General features: G+C 62.3%; 15 protein-coding genes. 7 read left to right on the top strand and 8 right to left on the bottom strand.

The window, feature by feature from the left end; all coding sequences use genetic code 11:
• Window positions 1-5 precede the first annotated feature (5 nt).
• The 3 genes from RHM69_RS25865 (at window position 6) to RHM69_RS25855 (ending at window position 3,421) form a co-directional block, all read left to right on the top strand.
• On the top strand, window positions 6-659 hold the full coding sequence (locus RHM69_RS25865) for an ABC transporter permease (protein WP_003188473.1): 654 nt from the start codon (window positions 6-8) through the stop codon (window positions 657-659).
• Window positions 656-1,813: a betaine/proline/choline family ABC transporter ATP-binding protein gene (locus tag RHM69_RS25860; protein WP_014716891.1), complete on the top strand. Its 1,158-nt coding sequence runs from the start codon at window positions 656-658 to the stop codon at window positions 1,811-1,813. Before RHM69_RS25865 ends, RHM69_RS25860 begins: the two co-directional genes overlap by 4 nt.
• Before the next feature lie 444 nt (window positions 1,814-2,257).
• A complete protein-coding gene (locus RHM69_RS25855; protein WP_014716890.1) occupies window positions 2,258-3,421 on the top strand; it encodes a type III PLP-dependent enzyme in 1,164 nt (387 codons plus the stop codon).
• A 120-nt stretch (window positions 3,422-3,541) separates the two neighbouring features.
• On the opposite strand, the gene RHM69_RS25850 is transcribed toward RHM69_RS25855, so the two are convergent.
• Both RHM69_RS25850 and RHM69_RS25845 read right to left on the bottom strand, forming a co-directional pair.
• On the bottom strand, window positions 3,542-4,285 hold the full coding sequence (locus RHM69_RS25850; RefSeq protein ID WP_322255322.1) for a tetratricopeptide repeat protein: 744 nt from the start codon (window positions 4,283-4,285) through the stop codon (window positions 3,542-3,544).
• Window positions 4,286-4,287: 2 nt separating this feature from the next.
• The gene (locus RHM69_RS25845) at window positions 4,288-4,968 is read right to left on the bottom strand and encodes a Fe2+-dependent dioxygenase (RefSeq protein ID WP_003188464.1); all 681 of its coding nucleotides are present in this window, start codon (window positions 4,966-4,968) and stop codon (window positions 4,288-4,290) included.
• Window positions 4,969-5,173: 205 nt separating this feature from the next.
• On the opposite strand from RHM69_RS25845, the gene RHM69_RS25840 reads away from it, so the two are divergent.
• Both RHM69_RS25840 and RHM69_RS25835 read left to right on the top strand, forming a co-directional pair.
• Window positions 5,174-7,474, top strand: a complete 2,301-nt coding sequence (locus RHM69_RS25840) for a TonB-dependent receptor (RefSeq protein WP_014716888.1) — start codon at window positions 5,174-5,176, stop codon at window positions 7,472-7,474.
• Window positions 7,475-7,597: 123 nt separating this feature from the next.
• On the top strand, window positions 7,598-10,123 hold the full coding sequence (locus RHM69_RS25835) for a PepSY domain-containing protein (protein WP_014716887.1): 2,526 nt from the start codon (window positions 7,598-7,600) through the stop codon (window positions 10,121-10,123).
• A 123-nt stretch (window positions 10,124-10,246) separates the two neighbouring features.
• Here RHM69_RS25835 and RHM69_RS25830 read toward each other — a convergent pair whose 3' ends face one another.
• From RHM69_RS25830 to ptsP, 4 genes are all read right to left on the bottom strand, one after another.
• On the bottom strand, window positions 10,247-11,788 hold the full coding sequence (locus RHM69_RS25830) for an alkaline phosphatase D family protein (protein ID WP_014716886.1): 1,542 nt from the start codon (window positions 11,786-11,788) through the stop codon (window positions 10,247-10,249).
• Window positions 11,789-11,978: 190 nt separating this feature from the next.
• Window positions 11,979-13,688 carry a PTS fructose-like transporter subunit IIB gene (locus RHM69_RS25825; RefSeq protein ID WP_014716885.1) on the bottom strand — a complete coding sequence of 570 codons (1,710 nt, stop codon included), beginning with the start codon at window positions 13,686-13,688 and terminating at the stop codon, window positions 11,979-11,981.
• 11 nt (window positions 13,689-13,699) lie between these two features.
• A complete protein-coding gene (pfkB, locus tag RHM69_RS25820; RefSeq protein ID WP_014716884.1) occupies window positions 13,700-14,620 on the bottom strand; it encodes a 1-phosphofructokinase in 921 nt (306 codons plus the stop codon).
• Complete coding sequence (gene ptsP, locus RHM69_RS25815; RefSeq protein WP_032904000.1) at window positions 14,621-17,479, bottom strand: phosphoenolpyruvate--protein phosphotransferase; 2,859 nt, start codon at window positions 17,477-17,479, stop codon at window positions 14,621-14,623.
• 284 nt (window positions 17,480-17,763) lie between these two features.
• On the opposite strand from ptsP, the gene cra reads away from it, so the two are divergent.
• Together cra and RHM69_RS25805 are read left to right on the top strand one after the other, a co-directional pair.
• The gene (gene cra / locus RHM69_RS25810) at window positions 17,764-18,759 is read left to right on the top strand and encodes a catabolite repressor/activator (RefSeq protein ID WP_014716882.1); all 996 of its coding nucleotides are present in this window, start codon (window positions 17,764-17,766) and stop codon (window positions 18,757-18,759) included.
• Window positions 18,760-18,761: 2 nt separating this feature from the next.
• On the top strand, window positions 18,762-19,538 hold the full coding sequence (locus RHM69_RS25805) for a TatD family hydrolase (protein WP_020301289.1): 777 nt from the start codon (window positions 18,762-18,764) through the stop codon (window positions 19,536-19,538).
• Here RHM69_RS25805 and RHM69_RS25800 read toward each other — a convergent pair.
• Both RHM69_RS25800 and RHM69_RS31180 read right to left on the bottom strand, forming a co-directional pair.
• Window positions 19,485-19,913: a hypothetical protein gene (locus RHM69_RS25800; protein ID WP_019816973.1), complete on the bottom strand. Its 429-nt coding sequence runs from the start codon at window positions 19,911-19,913 to the stop codon at window positions 19,485-19,487. The two genes, RHM69_RS25805 and RHM69_RS25800, sit on opposite strands and share 54 nt — an antisense overlap.
• 125 nt (window positions 19,914-20,038) lie before the next feature.
• On the bottom strand, window positions 20,039-20,743 hold the full coding sequence (locus tag RHM69_RS31180) for a methyl-accepting chemotaxis protein (RefSeq protein ID WP_416151978.1): 705 nt from the start codon (window positions 20,741-20,743) through the stop codon (window positions 20,039-20,041).
• Window positions 20,744-21,880: the final 1,137 nt, after the last annotated feature.

Below are 21,880 nucleotides of genomic sequence, written 5' to 3'. Positions count from 1 at the left end.
AAGACATGGAATTTTTGAACGCCTTTTCCCATCTTGATTGGGCCCAGGTCCTGCACCTGACCTGGCAGCACATCACCCTGGTCGGCATCGCAGTGATCCTCGCGATCTTCATCGGCGTGCCCCTGGGCATTCTGATGACGCGCTTCCCGACCCTGGCCGGCCCGTTGCAAGCCAGCGCCACAGTGTTGCTGACCGTGCCATCCATCGCGCTGTTCGGCCTGCTGCTGCCGTTCTACTCCAAGTTCGGCCAGGGCCTGGGGCCAATGCCGGCGATCACCGCCGTGTTCCTTTACTCCCTGCTGCCAATCATGCGTAACACCTACCTGGCCCTCACCGGCGTTGAGCCAGGCATTCGCGAAGCCGCACGCGGCATCGGCATGACCTTCGGCCAGCGCCTGCGCATGGTCGAACTGCCGATTGCGGTGCCGGTGATTCTCGCTGGCGTGCGTACCGCCGTGGTGATGAATATCGGTGTGATGACCATCGCCGCCACCATCGGTGCCGGTGGCCTGGGTGTACTTATTCTGGCTTCCATCAGCCGCAGCGATATGTCGATGCTGATCGTCGGCGCCGTGCTGGTCAGTCTCCTGGCCATCTTCGCCGACCTGCTTCTGCAATGGCTGCAACGCTCGCTGACTCCAAAAGGATTGCTCAAATGATCGAACTTCAAAACCTGTCCAAGACTTTTCAAAGCAACGGCAAGACCGTCACCGCCGTCAACGATGTAAGCCTGACCGTCAACGAAGGCGAAATTTGCGTATTCCTGGGGCCCTCGGGCTGCGGCAAGAGCACCACGCTGAAGATGATCAACCGCCTGATCAAGCCATCCTCGGGCAAGATCCTGATCAACGGCGAAGACACCACCGATCTCGATGAAGTAACCCTGCGCCGTAACATCGGCTACGTGATCCAGCAGATCGGCCTGTTCCCCAACATGACCATCGAAGAAAACATCGTGGTGGTGCCCAAGCTGCTCGGTTGGGACAAGCAAAAATGCCACGACCGCGCCCGCGAATTGATGAGCATGATCAAGCTGGAGCCCAAGCAGTACCTGCATCGCTACCCGCGTGAATTGTCGGGTGGGCAGCAACAGCGCATCGGTGTGATCCGCGCCCTGGCGGCGGATGCGCCGCTGCTGCTGATGGACGAGCCGTTCGGCGCGGTCGACCCGATCAACCGCGAGATGATCCAGAACGAGTTCTTCGAGATGCAGCGCGCGCTGAACAAGACCGTGATCATGGTCAGCCATGACATCGACGAAGCCATCAAGCTGGGTGACAAGATCGCCATCTTCCGCGCCGGCAAGCTGCTGCAGATCGACCACCCGGACACGCTGCTGGCGCACCCGGCCGACGAGTTCGTCAGCAATTTCGTGGGCCAGGACAGCACCCTCAAGCGCCTGCTGCTGGTAAAAGCCGAAGACGCGGCGGACAACGCGCCGTCGGTAAGCCCGGAAACACCGGTGGCCGATGCGCTGGAATTGATGGACGAGCACGACCGCCGCTATGTGGTGGTCACCTGTTCGGAGAACAAGGCGCTGGGCTACGTACGCCGCCGCGACCTGCACCGCCAGGCCGGCACCTGCGGCCAGTACCTGCGCGAGTTCAATGCCACGGCGGCGTACGACGAGCATTTGCGCATCCTGCTGTCGCGCATGTACGAGTTCAACCGCTCGTGGTTGCCGGTGATGGATGCCGAGCGCGTGTTCCTGGGCGAAGTGACCCAGGAGTCGATTGCCGAGTACCTGAGTTCCGGTAAGTCCCGTGGGGGCAAGACCAGCATTGTCTCGCCTGCCGAAACTGCTTTGGCTTGATAGATCGCTATCGCAGGCAAGCCAGCTCCCACAGGGGAATGCATTCCAGCATAAGAATGCAGTTCAAATGTGGGAACTGGCTTGCCTGCGATGAATACACCGCAAATCCATCTGATTGGCCCCATCCGGGGAACATCAATCCGTCACACCGGTCGGTTACATAAGTAGCTGCACGCGGCCGCGCGACGAACGCGTGCAAAAACGCGACATTTTTAGTTGATCCCACGCCCGCCAAGCCCTAAAGTTCGCGCCGAACGTCCATGCTGGAAACGATCCATCCGGCTCAAGTACTGACGACGAGACAGCAAGGCCAAGGGCAGCTTACCCCATGGCCTTTTTGCTTTCGGCGACATGCCTTGGGAAGTAGGCGAACCAAAGTGGGGATACGGAGGACGTTCATTTGCACCCATTGATCAAATTAGTTTGCCCTTAGGAGTTCCCAGCATGTCGATCAACGTCGAAGATTATTTCGCGCGCGCCACTTTTGACAAAATGAAGGCGTTCGCCGACAAGCAAGAAACCCCGTTCGTGGTGATCGACACCGCGATGATCAGCCAGGCCTACGACGACCTGCGCGCCGGTTTCGAATTCGCCAAGGTGTATTACGCCGTCAAGGCCAACCCGGCCGTTGAGATCATCGACCTGTTGAAAGACAAGGGTTCGAGCTTCGACATCGCCTCGATCTATGAGCTGGACAAGGTCATGGACCGCGGCGTCAGCGCCGACCGTATCAGCTACGGCAACACCATCAAGAAATCCAAGGACATCCGCTACTTCTATGAGAAGGGCGTGCGTCTGTTCTCCACCGACTCCGAAGCCGACCTTCGCAACATCGCCAAGGCCGCGCCGGGTTCGAAAGTGTATGTGCGTATCCTCACCGAAGGCTCGACCACTGCTGACTGGCCGTTGTCGCGTAAATTCGGCTGCCAGACCGACATGGCCATGGACCTGCTGATCCTCGCCCGCGACCTGGGCCTGGTGCCTTACGGCATCTCGTTCCACGTCGGCTCGCAACAGCGCGACATCAGCGTGTGGGACGCAGCCATCGCCAAGGTCAAGGTGATCTTCGAACGCCTCAAAGAAGAAGACGGCATCCACCTGAAGCTGATCAACATGGGCGGTGGCTTCCCGGCCAACTACATCACCCGCACCAACAGCCTGGAAACCTACGCTGAAGAAATCATCCGCTTCCTCAAGGAAGACTTCGGGGACGACCTGCCGGAAATCATTCTGGAACCAGGCCGTTCATTGATCGCCAACGCCGGCATCCTGGTCAGCGAAGTGGTGCTGGTGGCGCGCAAGTCCCGTACCGCCGTCGAGCGCTGGGTGTACACGGATGTGGGCAAGTTCTCCGGCCTGATCGAAACCATGGACGAAGCCATCAAGTTCCCGATCTGGACCGAGAAGAAAGGCGAGATGGAAGAAGTGGTCATCGCCGGCCCGACCTGCGACAGCGCCGATATCATGTACGAAAACTACAAGTACGGCCTGCCGTTGAACCTGGCCATTGGTGATCGTCTGTACTGGTTGTCGACCGGTGCCTACACCACCAGCTACAGCGCGGTTGAGTTCAATGGGTTCCCGCCGCTGAAATCCTTCTACGTTTAACCCCACCCCCGATCGTTCCCACGCTCTGCGTGGGAACGCCTCCTGTGACGCTCTGCGTTACGCGCTCAAGTGCGGACGCGGAGCGTCCAGGGCGGCATCCCACGCGGAGCGTGGGAACGATCAGCTCGTAGCTCGTTGCTGGTACAACTCGGCCATGGCGCGAATTCGCGGGTCATCCGCCCGTGCCAGCGCCTTGTGTGCCGTTTGCAGAAACTTGAGATTCCCGCCTGCCAGCGCCTTGTGCAACCACTCCAGCGCCGCGTCGACCTGGCCGCTGCCTGCCAGCACCGCCGCATGGCTGAACTGCCCACGAAAATCACCTGCCTCGGCTGAGCGGCGGTACCACTCAACGGCCGCCTCAACATCCTTGGGGCAATGCTGCCCGTCTTCCAGGTAACGCCCGAGCAGGTTCATCGACTTGGCATGGCCCTGTTCGGCAGCCTGGCGATACAGCGCCAGTGCTTGCGCCTGGTCTTCAACAACGCCACGGCCGGTAGCCAAGAGGTTGGCGTAGTTGTACTGCCCCCAATCCAACCCGGCGTGTGCCGCCAGACGATATTCCCGTGCTGCGGCGGCTTCATCGACAGCGCAGCCCCAGCCATGCTCCCGGCAACGCCCGATCATATTGCGCGCCATCAGGTGCCCGCCCTGCGCGGCAATCTGGAACCAGCGCAGCGCCAGGGCCTCATCGCGGGCAATGCCGCGCCCTTTCAGCAAGATTTGCCCGAGCAGGGCCTGGGCATCGACCACGCCTGCCTTGGCCGCGATCAGAATGGCCTGGGCGGCGCGCACCGGGGAGTCATCGAGCATGCTCTGCAATTGTTCGACATTGAGCACTTCTTCGCGGCGCAATAAAAAGCCCATGCTCAGACCTCGACCCAGCGGCGCAACAGGTTGTGGTAGGTGCCGGTGAGCTGGATCAGCGCAGGGTGGTCGGGCACGTCGCGGGTCAGTTGCTGGATCGCGCCGTCCATTTCAAACAGCAAGGTGCGCTGGCTGTCTTCGCGCACCAGGCTTTGGGTCCAGAAGAACGAGGCATAACGCGCGCCACGGGTCACCGCGTTGACTTTGTGCAGGCTGGAGCCGGGGTACAGCACCATGTCGCCGGCGGGTAGCTTGACCCGTTGCAGGCCGAACGTGTCCTGGATCTCAAGTTCCCCACCGTCGTAGTCGTCGGGGTCGCTGAAGAACAACGTGGACGAAAGGTCGGTGCGCACGCGCTCATGGCTGCCTTTGGGTTGGCGCACCGCGTTGTCGATATGAAAGTCGAAACTGCCGCCAGCGGTGTAGCAGTTGAGCAGTGGCGGGAAGACTTTATGCGGCAGCGCGGCCGACATGAACAGCGGGTTGCTCCACAACCGTTCCAGCATCGCCGCGCCGATTTCCTTGGCCAGGGGGTGGCCTTCGGGTAATTGCAGGTTGTGCTTGGCCTTGGCCGACTGGTGCCCGGCGGTGATTTTGCCGTCAGCCCATTCGGTCTCTTCCAGGGCTTGGCGAATGCGCAGCACCTCCTCGCGAGAGAACAGGCCGGGAATGTGCAGCAACATGAGGCAATACCTGCGATCAGAGAGGCGCCAATGGTATTGATTCTTATCCTCCCTGTAAAACACGGGGACGAACGAGAGCGCAAAATCCGTAACAAAAAAGTGTAAAGAATGTAAATTCGATGCGAATAGCAATATCTCGCAATTGATACAAAGTCTTGTTGGCCCTATATTCCGCGGCCTCACATCCTTGGGGAAGGGACACGTCATGTCGCGCACTACACTAATAACAACCGCCAGTTCACCGCGTATGCTGGCCTCGGCCATCGGCGTTGCACTCAGCGCCAGCTCTGCCGCCCACATGGCGCAGGCAGCGGAAAACACCGAGCAAAAAGGCGAGCGCACCCCTATCTCCCTCGGCGCCACCAACATCACCGGCCAGGAGCAGGACAACACCTCCTACCAGGTGGAAAAAGCCTCGTCGCAGAAGTACACCGCGCCGCTGGTGGACACGCCGCGTTCGGTCACTGTGGTGCCGCAACAAGTCCTCAAGGACACCGCCGCCACCTCGTTGCAGGACGCCTTGCGCACCGTACCGGGTATCACCTTCGGTGCCGGTGAAGGTGGCAATCCTCAGGGCGACCGTCCGTTCATCCGTGGTTTTGATGCCCAGGGCGATACCTACCTCGATGGCGTACGCGATACCGGCGGCCAGAGCCGCGAGATCTTCGACATCGAGTCCATCGAAGTCAGCAAAGGCCCGAACTCTTCGTTCGGTGGTCGTGGTTCGGCCGGTGGCAGCCTCAACCTGGTGAGCAAGACCCCACAAGCGCGGGACTTCACCAACGGCGGCTTTACCTATGGCTCCGACCAGACCCGCCGCTACGTGCTCGACGTGAACCGCCAGTTCCTGGACGACAGCGCGGCATTCCGCCTGAACCTGATGAGCCATGAACAAAACGTGGCTGGCCGCGATGCGGTGAACTACGACCGTTGGGGCGTGGCACCGTCGCTGACGTTTGGCCTGGGCACGCCGACCCGCGTCAACCTCAGCTACTACCACATGGAAAGTGACGACCTGCCGGATTCGGGGATTCCGTATGGCTATGGCTCAGCGACCGCCACGGCCCACGCGCATGACAAACCCAACGACGGCGGCGACAGCAACAACTTCTACGGTTTGAAAAGCCGTGACTTCCGCAAGACCCGCGCCGACATCAGCACGGTCTCCATCGAGCACGACCTGAACGACAACATGACGCTCAAGAACACCCTGCGTCACGGCAGCACCGGCCAGGACTATGTGCTCACCCAGCCGGATGACAGCAAGTTCAACGTCAACCGCTACGGCACCGTCTGGCGTCGCGCCAACAGCCGTGTCTCCACCACGACCACAACCACCAACCAGACTGACCTGTTTGGCAGCTTCCAGGCCCTGGGCTTCAAGCACACTTACTCTACTGGCCTGGAGTTCACCGGTGAAGAAACCCGTGTCAGCGGCTACACCGTCAGCCCTAACGCCAACCCAGTGTGCACAACGGCCAAGGGCAGCCTGGGCGGCCAGTGCACGTCGCTGAGCAACCCGAACCCGGACGACGCCTGGAACGGCAGCATTGCGCGCAACTATATGGGCACCAACACCAAAGCCACCAGCCGCGCCGCGTACGTGTTCGATACCATCGAGCTCGATCCGAAATGGCTGCTGAACGTGGGCCTGCGCTACGACACCTTTGACACCGAAGCCAACACCAACACAGTGCCGAGCGCGACGGTAAAAGCCCGCAGCAAGATCAAGGACGACAGTCAGTTCTTTAACTGGCAGGCCGGCCTTGTCTGGAAGCCGGTGGAGAACGGCAGCATCTACGCCTCGTACGCCACATCGGCCACGCCAGCCGGTGGCCTGATAGGCGAAGGTTCCGACGGCAACCCGCTGTCTGCCGGTGCTGCCACCAGCGACTTGCAGCCAGAAGAAACCGTCAACTACGAACTGGGCACCAAATGGGACCTGTTCCACGACCGCCTGTCCCTGACCGCAGCCGTGTTCCGCACCGAGAAGAAAAACACCCGCATCCTGGTGGATGCACTCACCTACCAGAACGCCGGTGAATCTCAGGTCGACGGCATCGAGTTGTCCGCCAGCGGCAAAATCACCGAACAATGGCAGGTGTTTGCGGGCTACAGCTATCTGGACAGCGAACTGGTCAAATCCGGCCTCAACGGGCGTAACGGTGTCGTGAGTGCGGGCTCCAACAAAGGCAATCAGATGCCCAACACGCCGAAGAACTCCTTCAGCCTGTGGACCACCTACGAGATCACGCCCAAGCTGACCGTCGGCGGCGGCGCCTTCTACGTCGATGAGGTTTACGGCGATGTCGGCAACACAGTGTATGTACCCTCCTACACCCGCTACGACGCCATGGCCAGCTACAAGCTGACCAAGAACGTCGACCTGCAACTGAACGTGCAGAACCTGACCGACAAAACCTACTACGACAAGGCCTTCTCCACGCATTTCGCCAACCAGGCGGCGGGGCGTACGGCGTTGTTGACCACCAGCTTCCACTTCTAAAAGCGGTAAAGTTCCAGCCAGAAGCCCCACACATCGGATGCGTGGGGCTTTTGCGTGTTCCCAGGCAACTCACGGCATAATGCGCGCCGTGATCAGATATCCAGCTAAGCGAGGCGCTCCGACGTGTTGAAGAAAACCCTGTTCCAGTTGCATTGGTTCTTCGGCATCACGGCCGGGCTGGTGCTGGCCTTGATGGGGGTCACCGGGGCCGCGTACTCGTTTCAGGACGAGATCCTGCGGGCGCTCAACCCCACCGTGTTGAGCGTGCAGAAACGCGAGGCCGGTGTACTGCCGCCCGCCGAGTTGGTACGCAAGCTGGAAGCGGCCGAAGGCAAGACCGTGGCCATGCTGTGGGTAGAAAGTGAAAGCGGCAACGCCGGCCGCGTGTCCTTCACCCCGCCACCGGGCGAGCGCCGTGGCCAGATGCGCTACTTTGACCCGTACACCGGCGACTACATGGGTGACGCGGTCGGCCAGGACCTGTTCGGTTTTATCCTGCAATTGCACCGCTTCCTCGCCATCGGTGACACCGGGCGCAACATCACCGGCGCCTGCACCCTGATCCTGCTGTTTTTCTGCCTCTCCGGCCTGTACCTGCGCTGGCCGCGCCAGGTGAAAAGCTGGCGCGTCTGGCTGACCCTGGACTGGCGCAAAAAGGGCCGCAGCTTCAATTGGGACCTGCACTCGGTATTCGGCACCTGGTGCCTGTTGTTTTATCTTTTGGCGGCGTTGACCGGGCTGTATTGGTCCTACGACTGGTACAACCGTGGCGTGACCAAACTGCTGTCCGACGCGCCGCAGAACGAGCGCATGCGCAAGCGCGGTCCCCCGCCCTCAGGCCCGGCTCCGGTGGCCAACTATGACGCGATCTGGAGCAGCATCTACAGCAACGCCGGTCCCGACTTGAGCGCCTACAACATTCGGATGCCCGCGGTCGCCGGGCAACCGGCCACCGTGTATTACCTTCTCACTTCATCGCCCCATGACCGTGCGCTGAACCAGATCAACCTGGACCCGGCCACCGGCGAGGTCAAATCCCACGAGCGCTACGCCAGCAAAAGCCTCAAGGCGCAGTTGCTGACCAGTGTGTATGCGCTGCACACCGGCAGCTATTTCGGCCTGGTCGGGCGCATCGTCCTCACCGTCAGCTCACTGCTTATGCCGCTGTTTTTCATCACGGGCTGGCTGCTGTACCTGGACCGACGCCGCAAAAAGCGCCAGGTCCGCGATGCCCGCAAAGGTTTGACAGATAACCACAGCAATGCCCCGGCCTGGCTGATCGGCTTCGCCAGCCAGAGCGGCTTTGCCGAACAACTGGCCTGGCAAACGGCCGGGCAACTGCGGGCTGCGGGCCTGGCGGTGAAGGTGCAGCCCCTGGGCAGTGTCAGCCGCGACGACCTCAGCCAATCACAGAACGCGCTGTTTGTGGTCAGTACCTTTGGCGACGGCGAAGCCCCCGACAGCGCCCGAGGTTTCGAGCGCAGCGTGCTCGGCCATTCGCTGCCCCTCACAGGCTTGAACTACTCGGTGCTGGCCCTGGGTGACCGGCAGTACGAACATTTTTGCGGCTTTGCCCGGCGCCTGCATTTCTGGCTGACCAACCAGGGCGGCACCCCGCTGTTTGCCCCGGTGGAAGTCGACAGCGGCGACGCAGTGGCCCTGCACACCTGGCAACAGCAACTGGGCCAGCTCACCGGGCATGCGCCGGCAGCGGCCTGGCCGACGGCCCAGTACGAAAACTGGACCCTGAGCCAACGCACCCTGCTCAACCCCGACAGTGTCGGCTCGCCCGTCTACCTGCTGGGCCTCACATCCACGTCTGCACACAGCTGGCTGGCCGGCGACCTGGTGGAAGTCCTGCCGCGCAATTGCCCCTGGGCCATCGAACACTTCCTGGCCGGCCTGGGCTTGGTCGGCAGCGACGGTGTGGTGATCGACGGCGTGGCCCACACCCTTGATCAAGCCCTGGCCACGCGCCAACTGCCGGACAACCGCACGCACCTGGTCGGCCTGCACGCCCAGGCATTGGTGGACGCGCTGGTCCCCCTGGGCATGCGCGAATACTCCATCGCCTCGATTGCCAGCGACGGCGTGCTGGAGCTGATTGTGCGCCAGGAGCGCCACCCCGACGGCAGCCTGGGGCTTGGCTCCGGCTGGCTGACTGAACACGCCGCCCTCGGCTCGGCCATCAGCCTGCGCCTGCGGCGCAACAGCGGCTTCCATTTGCCCGACGCGCCTGTGCCACTGATTCTGCTGGGCAACGGCACCGGGCTTGCGGGCCTGCGCAGCTTGCTCAAAGCACGCATTGCCGACGGCCAGCAGCGAAACTGGCTGCTGTTCGGCGAGCGCAATATCGCCCACGACTACCTGTGCCAGGACGAACTGCAAGGCTGGCTCGCCAGTGGAGACCTGGCCCTGCTGGACCTGGCATTTTCCCGCGATCAAGAGGAGAAGATCTACGTACAGGATCGCCTGCGCGAGTCAGCGGATGTGCTGCGCAAATGGCTGGCGGATGGCGCGGCGATTTATGTGTGTGGCAGCTTGCAGGGGATGGCGACGGGGGTGGATCAGGCACTGGCAGACATCTTGGGCAAGGAGGCGCTGGAGCGCCTGATCGAACAGGGCCGCTATCGTCGGGATGTCTACTGACCCCGCTAATTTGATCGTTCCCACGCTCCGCGTGGGAATGCCGCCCTGGACGCTCCGCGTCCGCTCTTGACGGCGTGACGCGGAGCGTCACAGGATGCGTTCCCACGCAGAGCGTGGGAACGATCAGGCCGGTTGCAGTTTTTGCTCGAACACTGAAACCCCGTCCAAGTCCCGTAGCATCACCGTCAACTCCGCCGTCTGCCCATCTATCTGCACTTCACCAAAAAACTGAAAGCCCGCAAACGGCGAGGTATTCTGCGCCGGTGGCGCCTTCTGGAACACCACGTGCGGGCCAAAGGTTTTATCCAGTGGGTTGGGCCCGAAACTCCCAGCATTCAACGGCCCTGCCACAAACTCCCAGAACGGCTCGAAATCCTGGAACGTCGCACGGTCAGGGTGATAGTGATGCGCTGCACAGTAATGCACATCGGCCGTCAGCCACACGTGGTTGCGCACCTTATGCTCATGCAGGAACCCCAGCAGTTCGGCGATCTCCAGCTCACGCCCTTGCGCCGGGCCAGGGTCGCCATTGGCGATCGCTTCCCAACGCGCCACGCCGGGGCTGACTTCACCGTCGGGCACGCCCAGACCGATGGGCATGTCGGCGGCGACCACCTTCCACTGCGCTTGCGAGGCCTTGAGCCCGCGTTTGAGCCAGTCCAACTGTTCCCGCCCGAGGAAGGGTTTTTCCGCGCCCAGGTTGTCATCATTCGGCCCACGATAGCTGCGCATATCCAACACAAACACATCCAGCAGCGGCCCATAACTGAGCTTGCGATAAATGCGCCCGCCACCGTCGGCGCTCTGTCGGCGCATGGGTGAATATTCCAGCCAGGCCTGGCGGGCACGGCCCACCAAGGTATTGATGTCGCGGGTCTGGTAACGCTCATCCAACTGCTTGCTCGATGACCAGTTGTTGATCACCTCGTGATCGTCCCACTGCCAGATCTGCGGTACCTCGGCATTGAAGCGGCGCACGTTTTCATCCAGCAGGTTGTAGCGGTAATTACCGCGATATTCATCGAGGGTTTCCGCGACTTTGCTTTTGGCTTCGGTGGTAATGTTGCGCCAGATGCGCCCGCCTTCAGTGGTGAGCTGCGCGGGGACCGGGCCGTCGGCATAGATGGTGTCGCCGCTGTGGATAAAAAAGTCCGGCAGGCGCAGGCGCATGGCTTCATAGATGCGCATGCCACCGATGTCCGGGTTGATGCCGAAGCCTTGGCCGACAGTGTCGCCGCTCCACACAAAACGGATGTCACGCCGCTGTTGCGGCACGCTGCGCAAGTGGCCGAACCAGGGTTCACTGGCAATGCCAGTCTGGGCGTCTTCGAAATGCACGCGGTAGAAAATCGCCTGGTCGACCGGCAGCCCGGTGAGCTCGACACGGGCGGTAAAGTCGGTGCGGCTGTCGGCTAGGGGCGAGACGAATCGGCGCGGGTTGCTGAACACGCTGCGGGTATCCCACTCCACCACCATCTTCGCCGGGCGGTCACTGCGGCTCCAGATCATTGCGCGATCGCCCTGCAGGTCGCCCGATTGCACGCCGTCAGTGAGTTGGGGTCGGTCCTTCACCGAAGCGATCACCGCCGGCGCCAGGCCCGGCAACAACAGGCCAGCGCCCACGGCTTGCATCACACGGCGGCGACCGAGATCGAAGTGGCTCATGCAGGTGCCCTCTTGAGTATCAAAAGGGCCACTAAAGCATGATGGGATGAAGCGGATGTGACACCGATTAGCAGAACGGTCGAGTTCACCTGTGGGAGCTGGCTTGCCTGCGATGCAAGCACCTCGGTGTATCAGGCAAACCCCGTCGAGGCTATCGCAGGCAAGCCAGCTCCCACATTTTCTGCCAGTGTCAGGCAGTCACGGCCAGTTCGGCCGCTTCCGGTCGCTTGAGCACGGCATACACCAAACCGGTCAACACACTGCCCGCCACAATCGCCAACAAGTACAACAACGCATGGTTCATCGCATTCGGAATCACCAGCACAAACAACCCGCCATGGGGCGCGGCGAGTTTGCAGCCGAAGTACATCGACAGCGCACCGGTCAACGCGCCACCGGCGATGCTGGCCGGAATGACGCGCAGCGGGTCTTTGGCGGCGAAGGGAATCGCGCCTTCAGAGATAAAGCACAGCCCCAGGATCATCGCCGCCTTGCCGGCCTCGCGCTCGGTCTGGGCGAACTTGCGCCGGGCCAGCAACGTGGCGATGCCCATGCCAATCGGCGGCACCATGCCGGCGGCCATGGTCGCGGCCATCGGCGCGCCGCTCGACGCGGCCAGCAGGCCAACCGAAAACGCATACGCCGCCTTGTTGATCGGCCCGCCCAAATCCACACACATCATGCCGCCGAGCAGAATGCCCAGCAGCACCGCGTTGGTGGTGCCCATGGTGCTGAGGAAATCCGTCAGGCCCGTGAGCAAGCGGGCGACCGGTGGGCCCACCAGGTAGATCATCACCAAGCCGGTAAACAGGCTCGCCAATAACGGGATGATCAGGATCGGCTTGAGCGCTTCCAGGCTCTGAGGCAGTTGCACCGTGCGGCTGATCAGCTTGACGCAATATCCGGCGACGAAACCGGCCAGGATGCCGCCGATAAACCCAGCCCCCAGCGTCCCCGCCAGCAGCCCGCCGATCATGCCGGGCGCAAGGCCAGGACGGTCGGCAATCGAGTAGGCGATGTAGCCCGCCAGCAGCGGCACCATCAACAGGAACGCCTGGTCACCCACGGATTTGAGCGCCGCCGCCAAGGTACCGGGCTGCTCGAAAGCATGGATGCCGAAGACAAACGACAAGGCGATCAGCAAGCCCCCCGCCACCACCATCGGCAACATATACGACACGCCGGTGAGCAGGTGTTTGTAGACGCCGGTTTTCTCCGCCTTGGCCGGTGCACCGCCGGCCGCACTTTCCACCGCGCCTTCGGCCAGGGCTTTGTTGAGGATGGCTTCGGATTGCTTGAGGGCAATGCCGGTGCCACAGCGGTAAATCTTCTTGCCGGCGAAACGCTCGGTGGCCACCTCGATATCGGCCGCGAGCAACACCACATCGGCATCGGCAATCGCTTGCGGGCTTAACGGCGTGCGAGCGCCCACCGAGCCCTGGGTTTCGACCTGCAGGTCATAACCCAGGCGCTGAGCAGTCTGCTGCAAGGCTTCGGCGGCCATGAACGTGTGGGCCACACCGGTGGGGCACGCGGTAATTGCGACGATACGCGGCGCAGCCTTGGCCGCCACCGGGGCGGCGTCGGCGACATACACCTGGGCTTCTTCGGCGCCCCGGCGCAGTACGCCTTCGACATCCGCCAACGCCTGGGCCGGCGTGCTCTGGAACACACGCTTGCCGACAAACCGCTGCATATCCACCGGGGTACTGCTGACCAACAGCACCCACTCGGCATCATCAATCGTCGCCTGGGACAACTGGCGCTCCGGACGCTGCACATCGACGACTTCAACACTGGTGTGCAAGCCCATGCGCTGGGCGGCGGCGTCCAACAAGCGGGCGCACAGCACACTGGTGACCATGCCGTTCGGGCAGGCGGTAACAATGGCTAACTTCATCACAAACCCTCTTATTGTTCTGTCAGCGTGCGTACTTCGACGCCGCTTTCGAGATGCGCCAACTGGGCGTCATCGCTGATGCCAAAACCGATCTGTGTCACCGCCATCGCGGCAATCGCCGTGGCCCGGCGCAGGGTGTGCTCCGGCGTGTCGCCACTGAGCAAACCGTGGAGCATCCCGGCTAGCAGCGAGTCGCCGGCACCCACGGTACTGGCCACTGCCACCTTGGGCGGCGTGGCATGCAGCGCCGCACCCGGGCGGTACCAGGTCACACCTGCGGCCCCGTCGGAGACCACCACATGTTCGACGCCTTGCTGATGCAGGCGGCTGATGGCATCGGTGGCGTTACCCAAGGCCTCGGCCAACTCTTCGGTATTGGGTTTGACCAGCCACGGGCCAACCTCCAACCCCAGGCGCAGCGCTTCGCCGCTGGTGTCCAGGGCGATTTTTAAACCGAGGTCTTTCAACGCCTCCAGCAAACCTTTAAACCACTGCGGGCTGACGCCGCGCGGCAAGCTACCGGCCACCACGACCGCATCGAACTCCGGGCCAATGATCGCGACCATCTTGAGCAGCGCTTTTAGCGCCTCTTCAGTCACCAGCGGCCCCGGTGCATTGATGTCGGTGACACGCCCATCCTGTTCGGCAATCTTGATATTGCTCCGGGTTTCGCCGGGAACCCGGATGAAGGCATCGCCAAACCCACGGCGCTTGATCAGCGCATTGAAAGCCTGGGGGTTGGCACTGCCGAGGAACCCGCCCACGCTGACGTAATGGCCCAGGTCCGCCAGCACTTGCGCCACATTCACGCCTTTGCCGGCCGCGTGGGTGAGCATCGCTTCACTGCGATTGACCTCACCGGGTTGCAGGTGCGCCAGACGTACCGTGAGGTCCAACGCCGGGTTCAGCGTCAGGGTCAGAATATTTGCCATCTACACGGCCTCCACTAGGGCACGCACTTCGGCGGGCGAACCCACTGCCAGTGCTTGTTGCGCCAGGCCCTGGGCCTCGCTCAGACTGAATTCACGCACTCGCGCCTTCACTTCAGGAATGCTGCGGGCCGACACGCTCAACTCATCCACGCCCAGGCCGACCAGCACCGGCACCGCCAGCGGGTCCGCCGCCAACTCGCCGCACACACCTACCCATTTGCCGTGGGCATGGGCGGCGCGCACGGTGATGTCGATCAGTTGCAGGACTGCCGGATGCAAGCCATCGGCCTGGGCCGACAGGGTCGGGTGGCCGCGGTCGATGGCCAGGGTGTATTGGGTCAGGTCGTTGGTGCCGACGCTGAAGAAGTCGACTTCCTTGGCGAGGACCGGCGCCAGCAACGCGGCTGAGGGCACTTCGATCATGATCCCCAGTTGCAGGTCCGCCACCGGGATCTCCAGGCGCAGGCGCTCGGTCATGTCCCGGGCGGCGCGCCACTCATCCACGCTGCCGACCATGGGGAACATGATGCGCAGCGGGCGGTTATCCGCAGCACGCAGCAGCGCCCGCAGTTGCGCTTCCATGATCTGCGGGCGTTGCAACGTCAGGCGAATGCCGCGCACACCCAGGAAGGGGTTTTCCTCTTCGGCGATCGGCCAATAGGGCAAAGGCTTGTCGCCGCCCACATCCAGGGTGCGCACCACCAACGGGCGACCATTGAGGCCGTCGAGTACGCGACGGTATTCGGCCTCCTGGGTGGCCTCGTCCGGCGCCTGGGGGTGGGCCATGAAAATCAGTTCGGTGCGCAGCAGGCCAATGCCTTCGGCGCCCTGCTCCACGGCACTGGCCACCCCGGCGCTTTCGCCAATGTTGGCGAACACTTCCACGGCGTGTCCGTCGCGGGTCAGCGCCGGTTCATGGCGTTGGGCCGAAGCGGCTTGCAAGCGCTGCTCGCGGCTGTCGCGCTCCACGGTGGCCCGTTGCAGGGTGGCGGCGTCGGGGTCCACATGCAGGCGGCCGCGCTGGCCATCGAGCAACAGCGGCGTGCCCGCGTTGAGCAATAACACCGCAGCGCCAGCGCCGACCAAGGCCGGAATGCCCAAAGCGCGGGCGACAATGGCGCTGTGAGCGGTGGCGCCGCCCCGGGCGGTGAGAATGCCGGCAACGCGGGCCGGGTCCAGGCGCGCCACGTCCGAAGGGCCGACTTCTTCCATCACCAGGATGTAGGGCTCGCTCGGTTCCTGCACGCTTTGGACGCCGCACAACTGGGCCAGCACGCGGCGGCCGATGTCGCGCAAGTCGGCAGCACGCTCGGCCAGCAAGGCATCCTGCAAGGCTTCCTGCTGTTTGGCGGCGGCTTCGATCACGCTCATCCAGGCGGCTTCGGCGCTTTCGCCTTGCTTGAGGCGGGTGTCGACTTCGTCGGTGAGTTCCGGGTCGTCGAGCATTTCCTGGTGCGTGATGAAAATCTCGCGGATGGCCTTGGCCTGGCTACGCTCGATCAAGCCCTGGATATCCGTGCGCACCTCGCTCAAGGCCGTGTGCAGACGCTGGCGTTCGGCGGCGGCGGACTCACCGCGCAACGGGTAATCGAACACTTGCGGCACCTGGATATGGGCCGGGCCGATGGCGATACCCGGTGCGGCGGCAATGGCCTGGAGTTGGCTACCGCTCAGTGGCGCGCTGAGCACCGGTTCGATATCGACCTGTGCTGGCTGTGCGCTCACGGTGGGCAAGGGCTCGACCTCTTCGCCAAGGCCCTCTTGCACGGCGGCCAAGAGGGCGGGCAGTGCATCGCCGGCCACCGTCGGCTCGGCCACGAACTCCAGCACCTGACCACGACGTGCGCCGAGGCTGAGCAACTTGCTCAGGCTTTTGACCGACACGGCGCCCACCGCGCCATCGACGATGCGCACGCGGATATCGCCATCAAAACTTTTCGCCAATTGCGCCAGGATCTTGGCCGGGCGCGCGTGCAGGCCGTGGGCGTTGGCCAGGGTAATACGGGCGCTGGGCCAGTCCGACGGCAGTTCACCGCCCAGCACTTCCAGCACCGCGCGGCTGCTGGTGGCGCGCCCCAACTCCTGGCCGCGCCCTTCAATGAGCAAGGCACACAGGCGTTCAAGCAGGGTCTGGTGCGCTTCACCGAGGCTCGCCAGGCAGAACAGGCCGTGCAGGGGCTGGCCGAGGTAACGCATGGGTTTGTCCGGCGTCACAAAGGCCAGGCCCGGACGCTTGACCGTCTGCTCGCTGTGCAACCACCACAGGCCATCGCCCAGGGGCAGCGCGTCGACCTGCTGCAATACGGCTGCAAAGCCATTGCTCACGCAGTCGGCCTGGCGCAGCAGGCGCGCACCGCGCCACACCAACTCTTCAAAATCATCGGCCGACACGCCCAGGCTGATCATCTGCGCATCCAGCGCCAGTTCCTGGGGCGCGCCTTGCAACAGTTTCAACAGCGCTTCGGCGCTGCCGGCACGGCGCAACGCCTGGCCCAGGTCGGTTTCGCCGAGGGCACGGGTGAGCAGTTGCAACAGGCGCAGGTGTTCATCGGATTTAGCCGCGATGCCAATCGCCAGGTAAACGATCTGGCCATCGCCCCAGTCCACCCCTTCGGGGAACTGCAGCAGGCGCACACCAGTGGAAAACACCTGGTCGCGGGTTTCTGGCGTGCCGTGGGGTATAGCGATGCCTTGGCCGAGAAAGGTCGAGCCTTGGGCTTCACGGGCCTGCAGGCCACTGAGATAACCTTCGGCAACCAGGCCATCGGCCACCAGTTTGTCAGCGAGCAGGTGCAAGGCAGCAGACTTATCCACAGCCACCTGGCCCATGGATATCTGCTCTACAGTGAGCTCAAGCATGCCGTTCTCCTAGTTAGTGCGACGGGCGCACTAGGTATTGTTGTAGGTAAATAAGTTCGAAATTAACTGACTGAGCGGTCAATTGGCAGTGATCACTCAGTGGCGAACATCGTAAAAATACGCTTGCTGAAACGTTTAATCTAGAATTTATGGCAGATTACGCGTTAATTGCGCAAGCTTGAAGGGCCACTCGGCGCTTGCTGTGGGACATTGGTCGAATGCTGGAATCGGTTACGATTGGACAAAATGTCGGGGCGAGCGCCAAAAAACAAGGAAATCCCGGTTTGAAACTCAGTGATATCGCACGTCTGGCCGGTGTGTCCGTTACCACCGCCAGCTATGTCATCAACGGCAAGGCCGAACAGCAGCGCATCAGCAACGCAACCGTTGAGCGTGTGCGTGCCGTGGTCCAAGCCCATGGCTTTACCCCCAACCCTCAAGCCGCCGGGCTGCGCAGCCGGCATACGCGAACCTTGGGGTTCATCCTGCCAGACCTGGAAAACCCCAGCTACGCACGCATCGCCAAACTGCTGGAACAAGGAGCACGGGCGCGGGGCTATCAGTTGCTGATCGCCAGCTCCGATGATGAAGCGGACAGCGAACGCCAACTGCTGCAACTGTTCCGGGCGCGGCGTTGCGATGCGTTGTTCGTCGCCAGTTGCCTGCCAGCCAGCGATGACAGCTATCGCGAGCTGCAGGCCAAGGGGCTGCCGGTGATTGCCATCGACCGGGAGATGGAGCCGAACCAGTTCTGCTCCGTGGTCAGCGACGACCACCAGGCCTGCAGGCAACTCACCAGCAGCCTGCTGCAACCGTTGCCCAAGCAGATCGCACTGATTGGCGCGCGGCCCGAGCTGAGCATCAGCCAGGCACGTACCGCCGGTTTCCGTGATGCGCTGCAAGGCTTTACGGGCGAAGTGATTATCGAACAGGGCGAAGCCTTCAGTCGTGACTGCGGCCGAGAGCTGATGGAGCAACTGCTGCAACGCTTGGGGCATTTGCCGGACGCGCTGGTAACCACCTCCTACGTACTGCTGCAAGGCGTGTTTGATGCGCTGCATGACTTCCCCCTCAAGTCACGTCCCCTGCGCCTGGGCACCTTCGGCGATACCCAGTTGCTGGATTTCCTCCCGCTGCCGGTCAACGCCATGGCCCAGCAACATCAATTGATTGCCGAGACCGCCCTGCGCCTGGCCCTGGCCGCCATTGAAGAAGAACAGTACCAACCCGGCGTGCATGCGATTGGCCGGACTTTCAAGCAGCGTATCCACGAGGCCTGAGTGTGGAGCTGATCGACACCCACACGCACCTGGACTTCGAGGACTTCGACCAGGATCGCTCGCACGTCCTTGCCCACAGCCGTGAACTCGGCGTGCGGCGCCTGGTGGTGCTGGGGGTGTACCAGAAAAATTGGCAGCGGCTGTGGGACTTGGTGCAACAGGACGAAGGCTTGTTCGCCGCCTTCGGCTTGCACCCGGTGTATCTCGAGGAGCATCGCCCCGCCGACCTGCTGGAGCTGGGCGACTGGTTGACGCGCCTGCATGGCCACCGGCAACTGTGCGCCGTGGGCGAAATTGGCCTGGATTACTTTCTCGAACAGTTGGACCACCAGCGCCAGCAACAGTTATTTGAAGCCCAGCTGAAACTCGCGGTGGATTTCCAACTGCCGGCCTTGCTCCACGTTCGCCGCAGCCACGCCGCCGTGATTGCCACCCTCAAGCGCATCCGCGTGCCCAGAGGCGGCATCATCCACGCGTTCGCTGGCAGCGCTGAAGAGGCGCGCGAGTACATCAAGCTGGGGTTCAAACTGGGCCTGGGCGGCGCTGCCACCTGGCCCCAGGCGCTGCGCATGCACCGGGTACTGGCGCAGTTGCCACTCGACGCCGTGGTGCTGGAAACCGATGCGCCGGATATGGCTCCGGCCATGTACCCCAACCAGCGCAATAGCCCGCAGCATCTGCCAGATATCTGCACGGCCCTGGCCGAGCGCATGGGTATCAGCCCTCTATCGCTCGCTGAGACGAGCACACGCAATGCGTGCGAGCTGTTCAACTGGTAGCGGACTGATCACCTGCAACTTCAAGATCATTGTCTGTCGATGCCGGGCATAGCGCACCACCAGCAAATGGATCAGCACGGCGACCAGCGAAACGTTCAATTGCCCGATCACACTGAGCAGCCCCAACCATTCAGCGAACAAGGCCACCAGCAAGGTCGCGCATGTCAGCATGATCATGCTCGGCCGCACCAGCGCCCATTGGTCCAGGGCCCTGAACTGCCGCAACTGCTTGGCGCACCCCAACTGCAACCCCGAGTGGCAATACGTACAGTCAAAAGGCACATCAATGGCAATGGCATTCAGTTGCCAAGGCTTGAGTTCAAACGTCATGTCGCACTGGGCGCAATGCCCTTTGATACCGATTGCAGCGGCCATCGTCGTGTCTCCTCGTGACCGTGACGGATGAAATAAATTTTCACCTATTCACGCCGCGATAAAACACGCCCAGGCAAATCAAGACATCGGCTACAGGGTCGGTAGCTACATCCTTCAGAACCTCCCTACACCCGAAACGCACCAATCAATTGCTTCAACTCAACCACCTGGATTGCCAACTGCCGACTGGCCGCTTCCGTGTGCTGGGTGCCTTGCGCTGCATGCTCGCCAGCACGGTTGATTTCGACAATGTTCTGGTCGATGTCGTGGGCGACCGCCGTTTGCTGTTCCACGGCGGCGGCGATCTGCTGGTTCTGGTCGACGATCATCCCTACCGCTCCCAGGATATTTTCCAGGGCTTGCTGGACTTTTTCCGACTGCCCCACCGTGCCATTCGCCATCTCATGGCTGCTGCCCATAGCCTTCACCGCCGCGCCGACGCCGCTGTGCAAGCGGCTGATCATCTGCTCGATTTCCTCGGTAGAGTGCTGGGTGCGCCGAGCCAGAGTGCGCACCTCGTCGGCCACCACCGCAAACCCGCGCCCTTGGTCACCGGCGCGCGCGGCTTCGATGGCCGCGTTGAGCGCCAGCAGGTTGGTCTGCTCAGCAATGCTCTTGATCACTTCCAAAACGCTGCTGATGGACTGGCTGTCGGCTGCCAGCTGGTTGATCACCCGCACCGATTCGTCGATCTCCGCCGCCAGGCGTGCGATGCCGCCTTGCTGGGATTGCACCAGCGCACGCCCGCTGACCGTTTCATCATTGACGCTCTGGGCACTGCTGACCGCCGCCGCCGCGCTGCGCGCCACCTCTTGGGCGGTGGCGGACATCTGGTTCATCGCCGTCGCCACTTGTTCGATCTGGCTGCGCTGGCCGGACACCGCCTGGTTACTCTGTGCCGACACCGCCTGCACCTGGCCGGCCTGCAACTCCACCTGGCTGACCGTATGCCCAACGCGCTCGATCAGGTCATGAATCTTGGCCACGGTGCCATTGAACACCTGGCCCAGGTCGCCCAATTCGTCACGGCTGTGCGCAACGAAAGTGACGGTCATATCGCCCGCCGCCACTTTGTCCATCATCGCCCCCAGGCGGCGCAAGGTGGTGCGAGTGGAAACAAAGAAACCGGCATAGAGATAGAAAATCAGCGCAAACACCGTCGCCAGGGCCGTGACCAGCAACACCATGTGCAGACGGTTCTGCGCCAGGCGCTGCTGCAACTGCTGCCCGAGGAACGCCAGGGTGGCGTCATCCAATTGATAGGTCTTGGCCATTAGTTGGCTGACGCCGTCATAAAACCCCTGCCAAGGCGCGTCGAGGGTTTCGGCCATCACCACCTGCTCTTCGAAAAACTCACTGCCTTGCTTGAGGCTCGCCTGGCTGGCTTGCGCCGACACCTCGAGGGCGGCGTGCGCGGCCTTGCTGGCGCCCAGCGCGTCCTGCAGCTTCAGGCCATATTCACCATGGAGTTTTTCCAACTGCTGCAGCAGTTCGTCAAAACGGGTACTGGAGGACGAATTGATAAAGCCCTGCCCCAGGGAGTACGCGCCCATCGCACGGCCTTCACCCAAGACCTGGGTGACCTGAGGGGTGACGGTGGTGACCAGGTCGCTGAGCTGGCGCAGATCACTTTGCGGATCACGGTTCAAGCCGGCCTGGCTGGCAATAATCTGGCTGAACATCTGGGCCTGGTTGAGTAACTTGCCGATCAACGCTGCTTTGTTGAGCAACGAGGTTTCCTGTTGCTGAGCCTTGAACGCAGCGATCAACTCATCGCGCTTACTGTCGAAGACGGCAACGTGCTCGGGCTGGGTCGCGATCGCGTGCAAGCCCTGCAAGCGCTCCACTACACTGGCTTCCAAGGCGCTGATCCTGGCCTCCAGGTCTGCCGCTTTGCCTGACTGGCCGAGGGTGGCGTTGATCTGTACCTGGTTGTTGAGGGTTTCCAACTCCCGACGCAACGCCAG

This window comes from Pseudomonas sp. CCI1.1 (assembly GCF_034348165.1).
Classification (GTDB): Bacteria; Pseudomonadota; Gammaproteobacteria; order Pseudomonadales; family Pseudomonadaceae; genus Aquipseudomonas; species Aquipseudomonas paracarnis.
The sequence above is the reverse complement of the archived record's forward strand: the minus strand, read 5'-3'. Positions and strand labels throughout refer to the sequence as shown.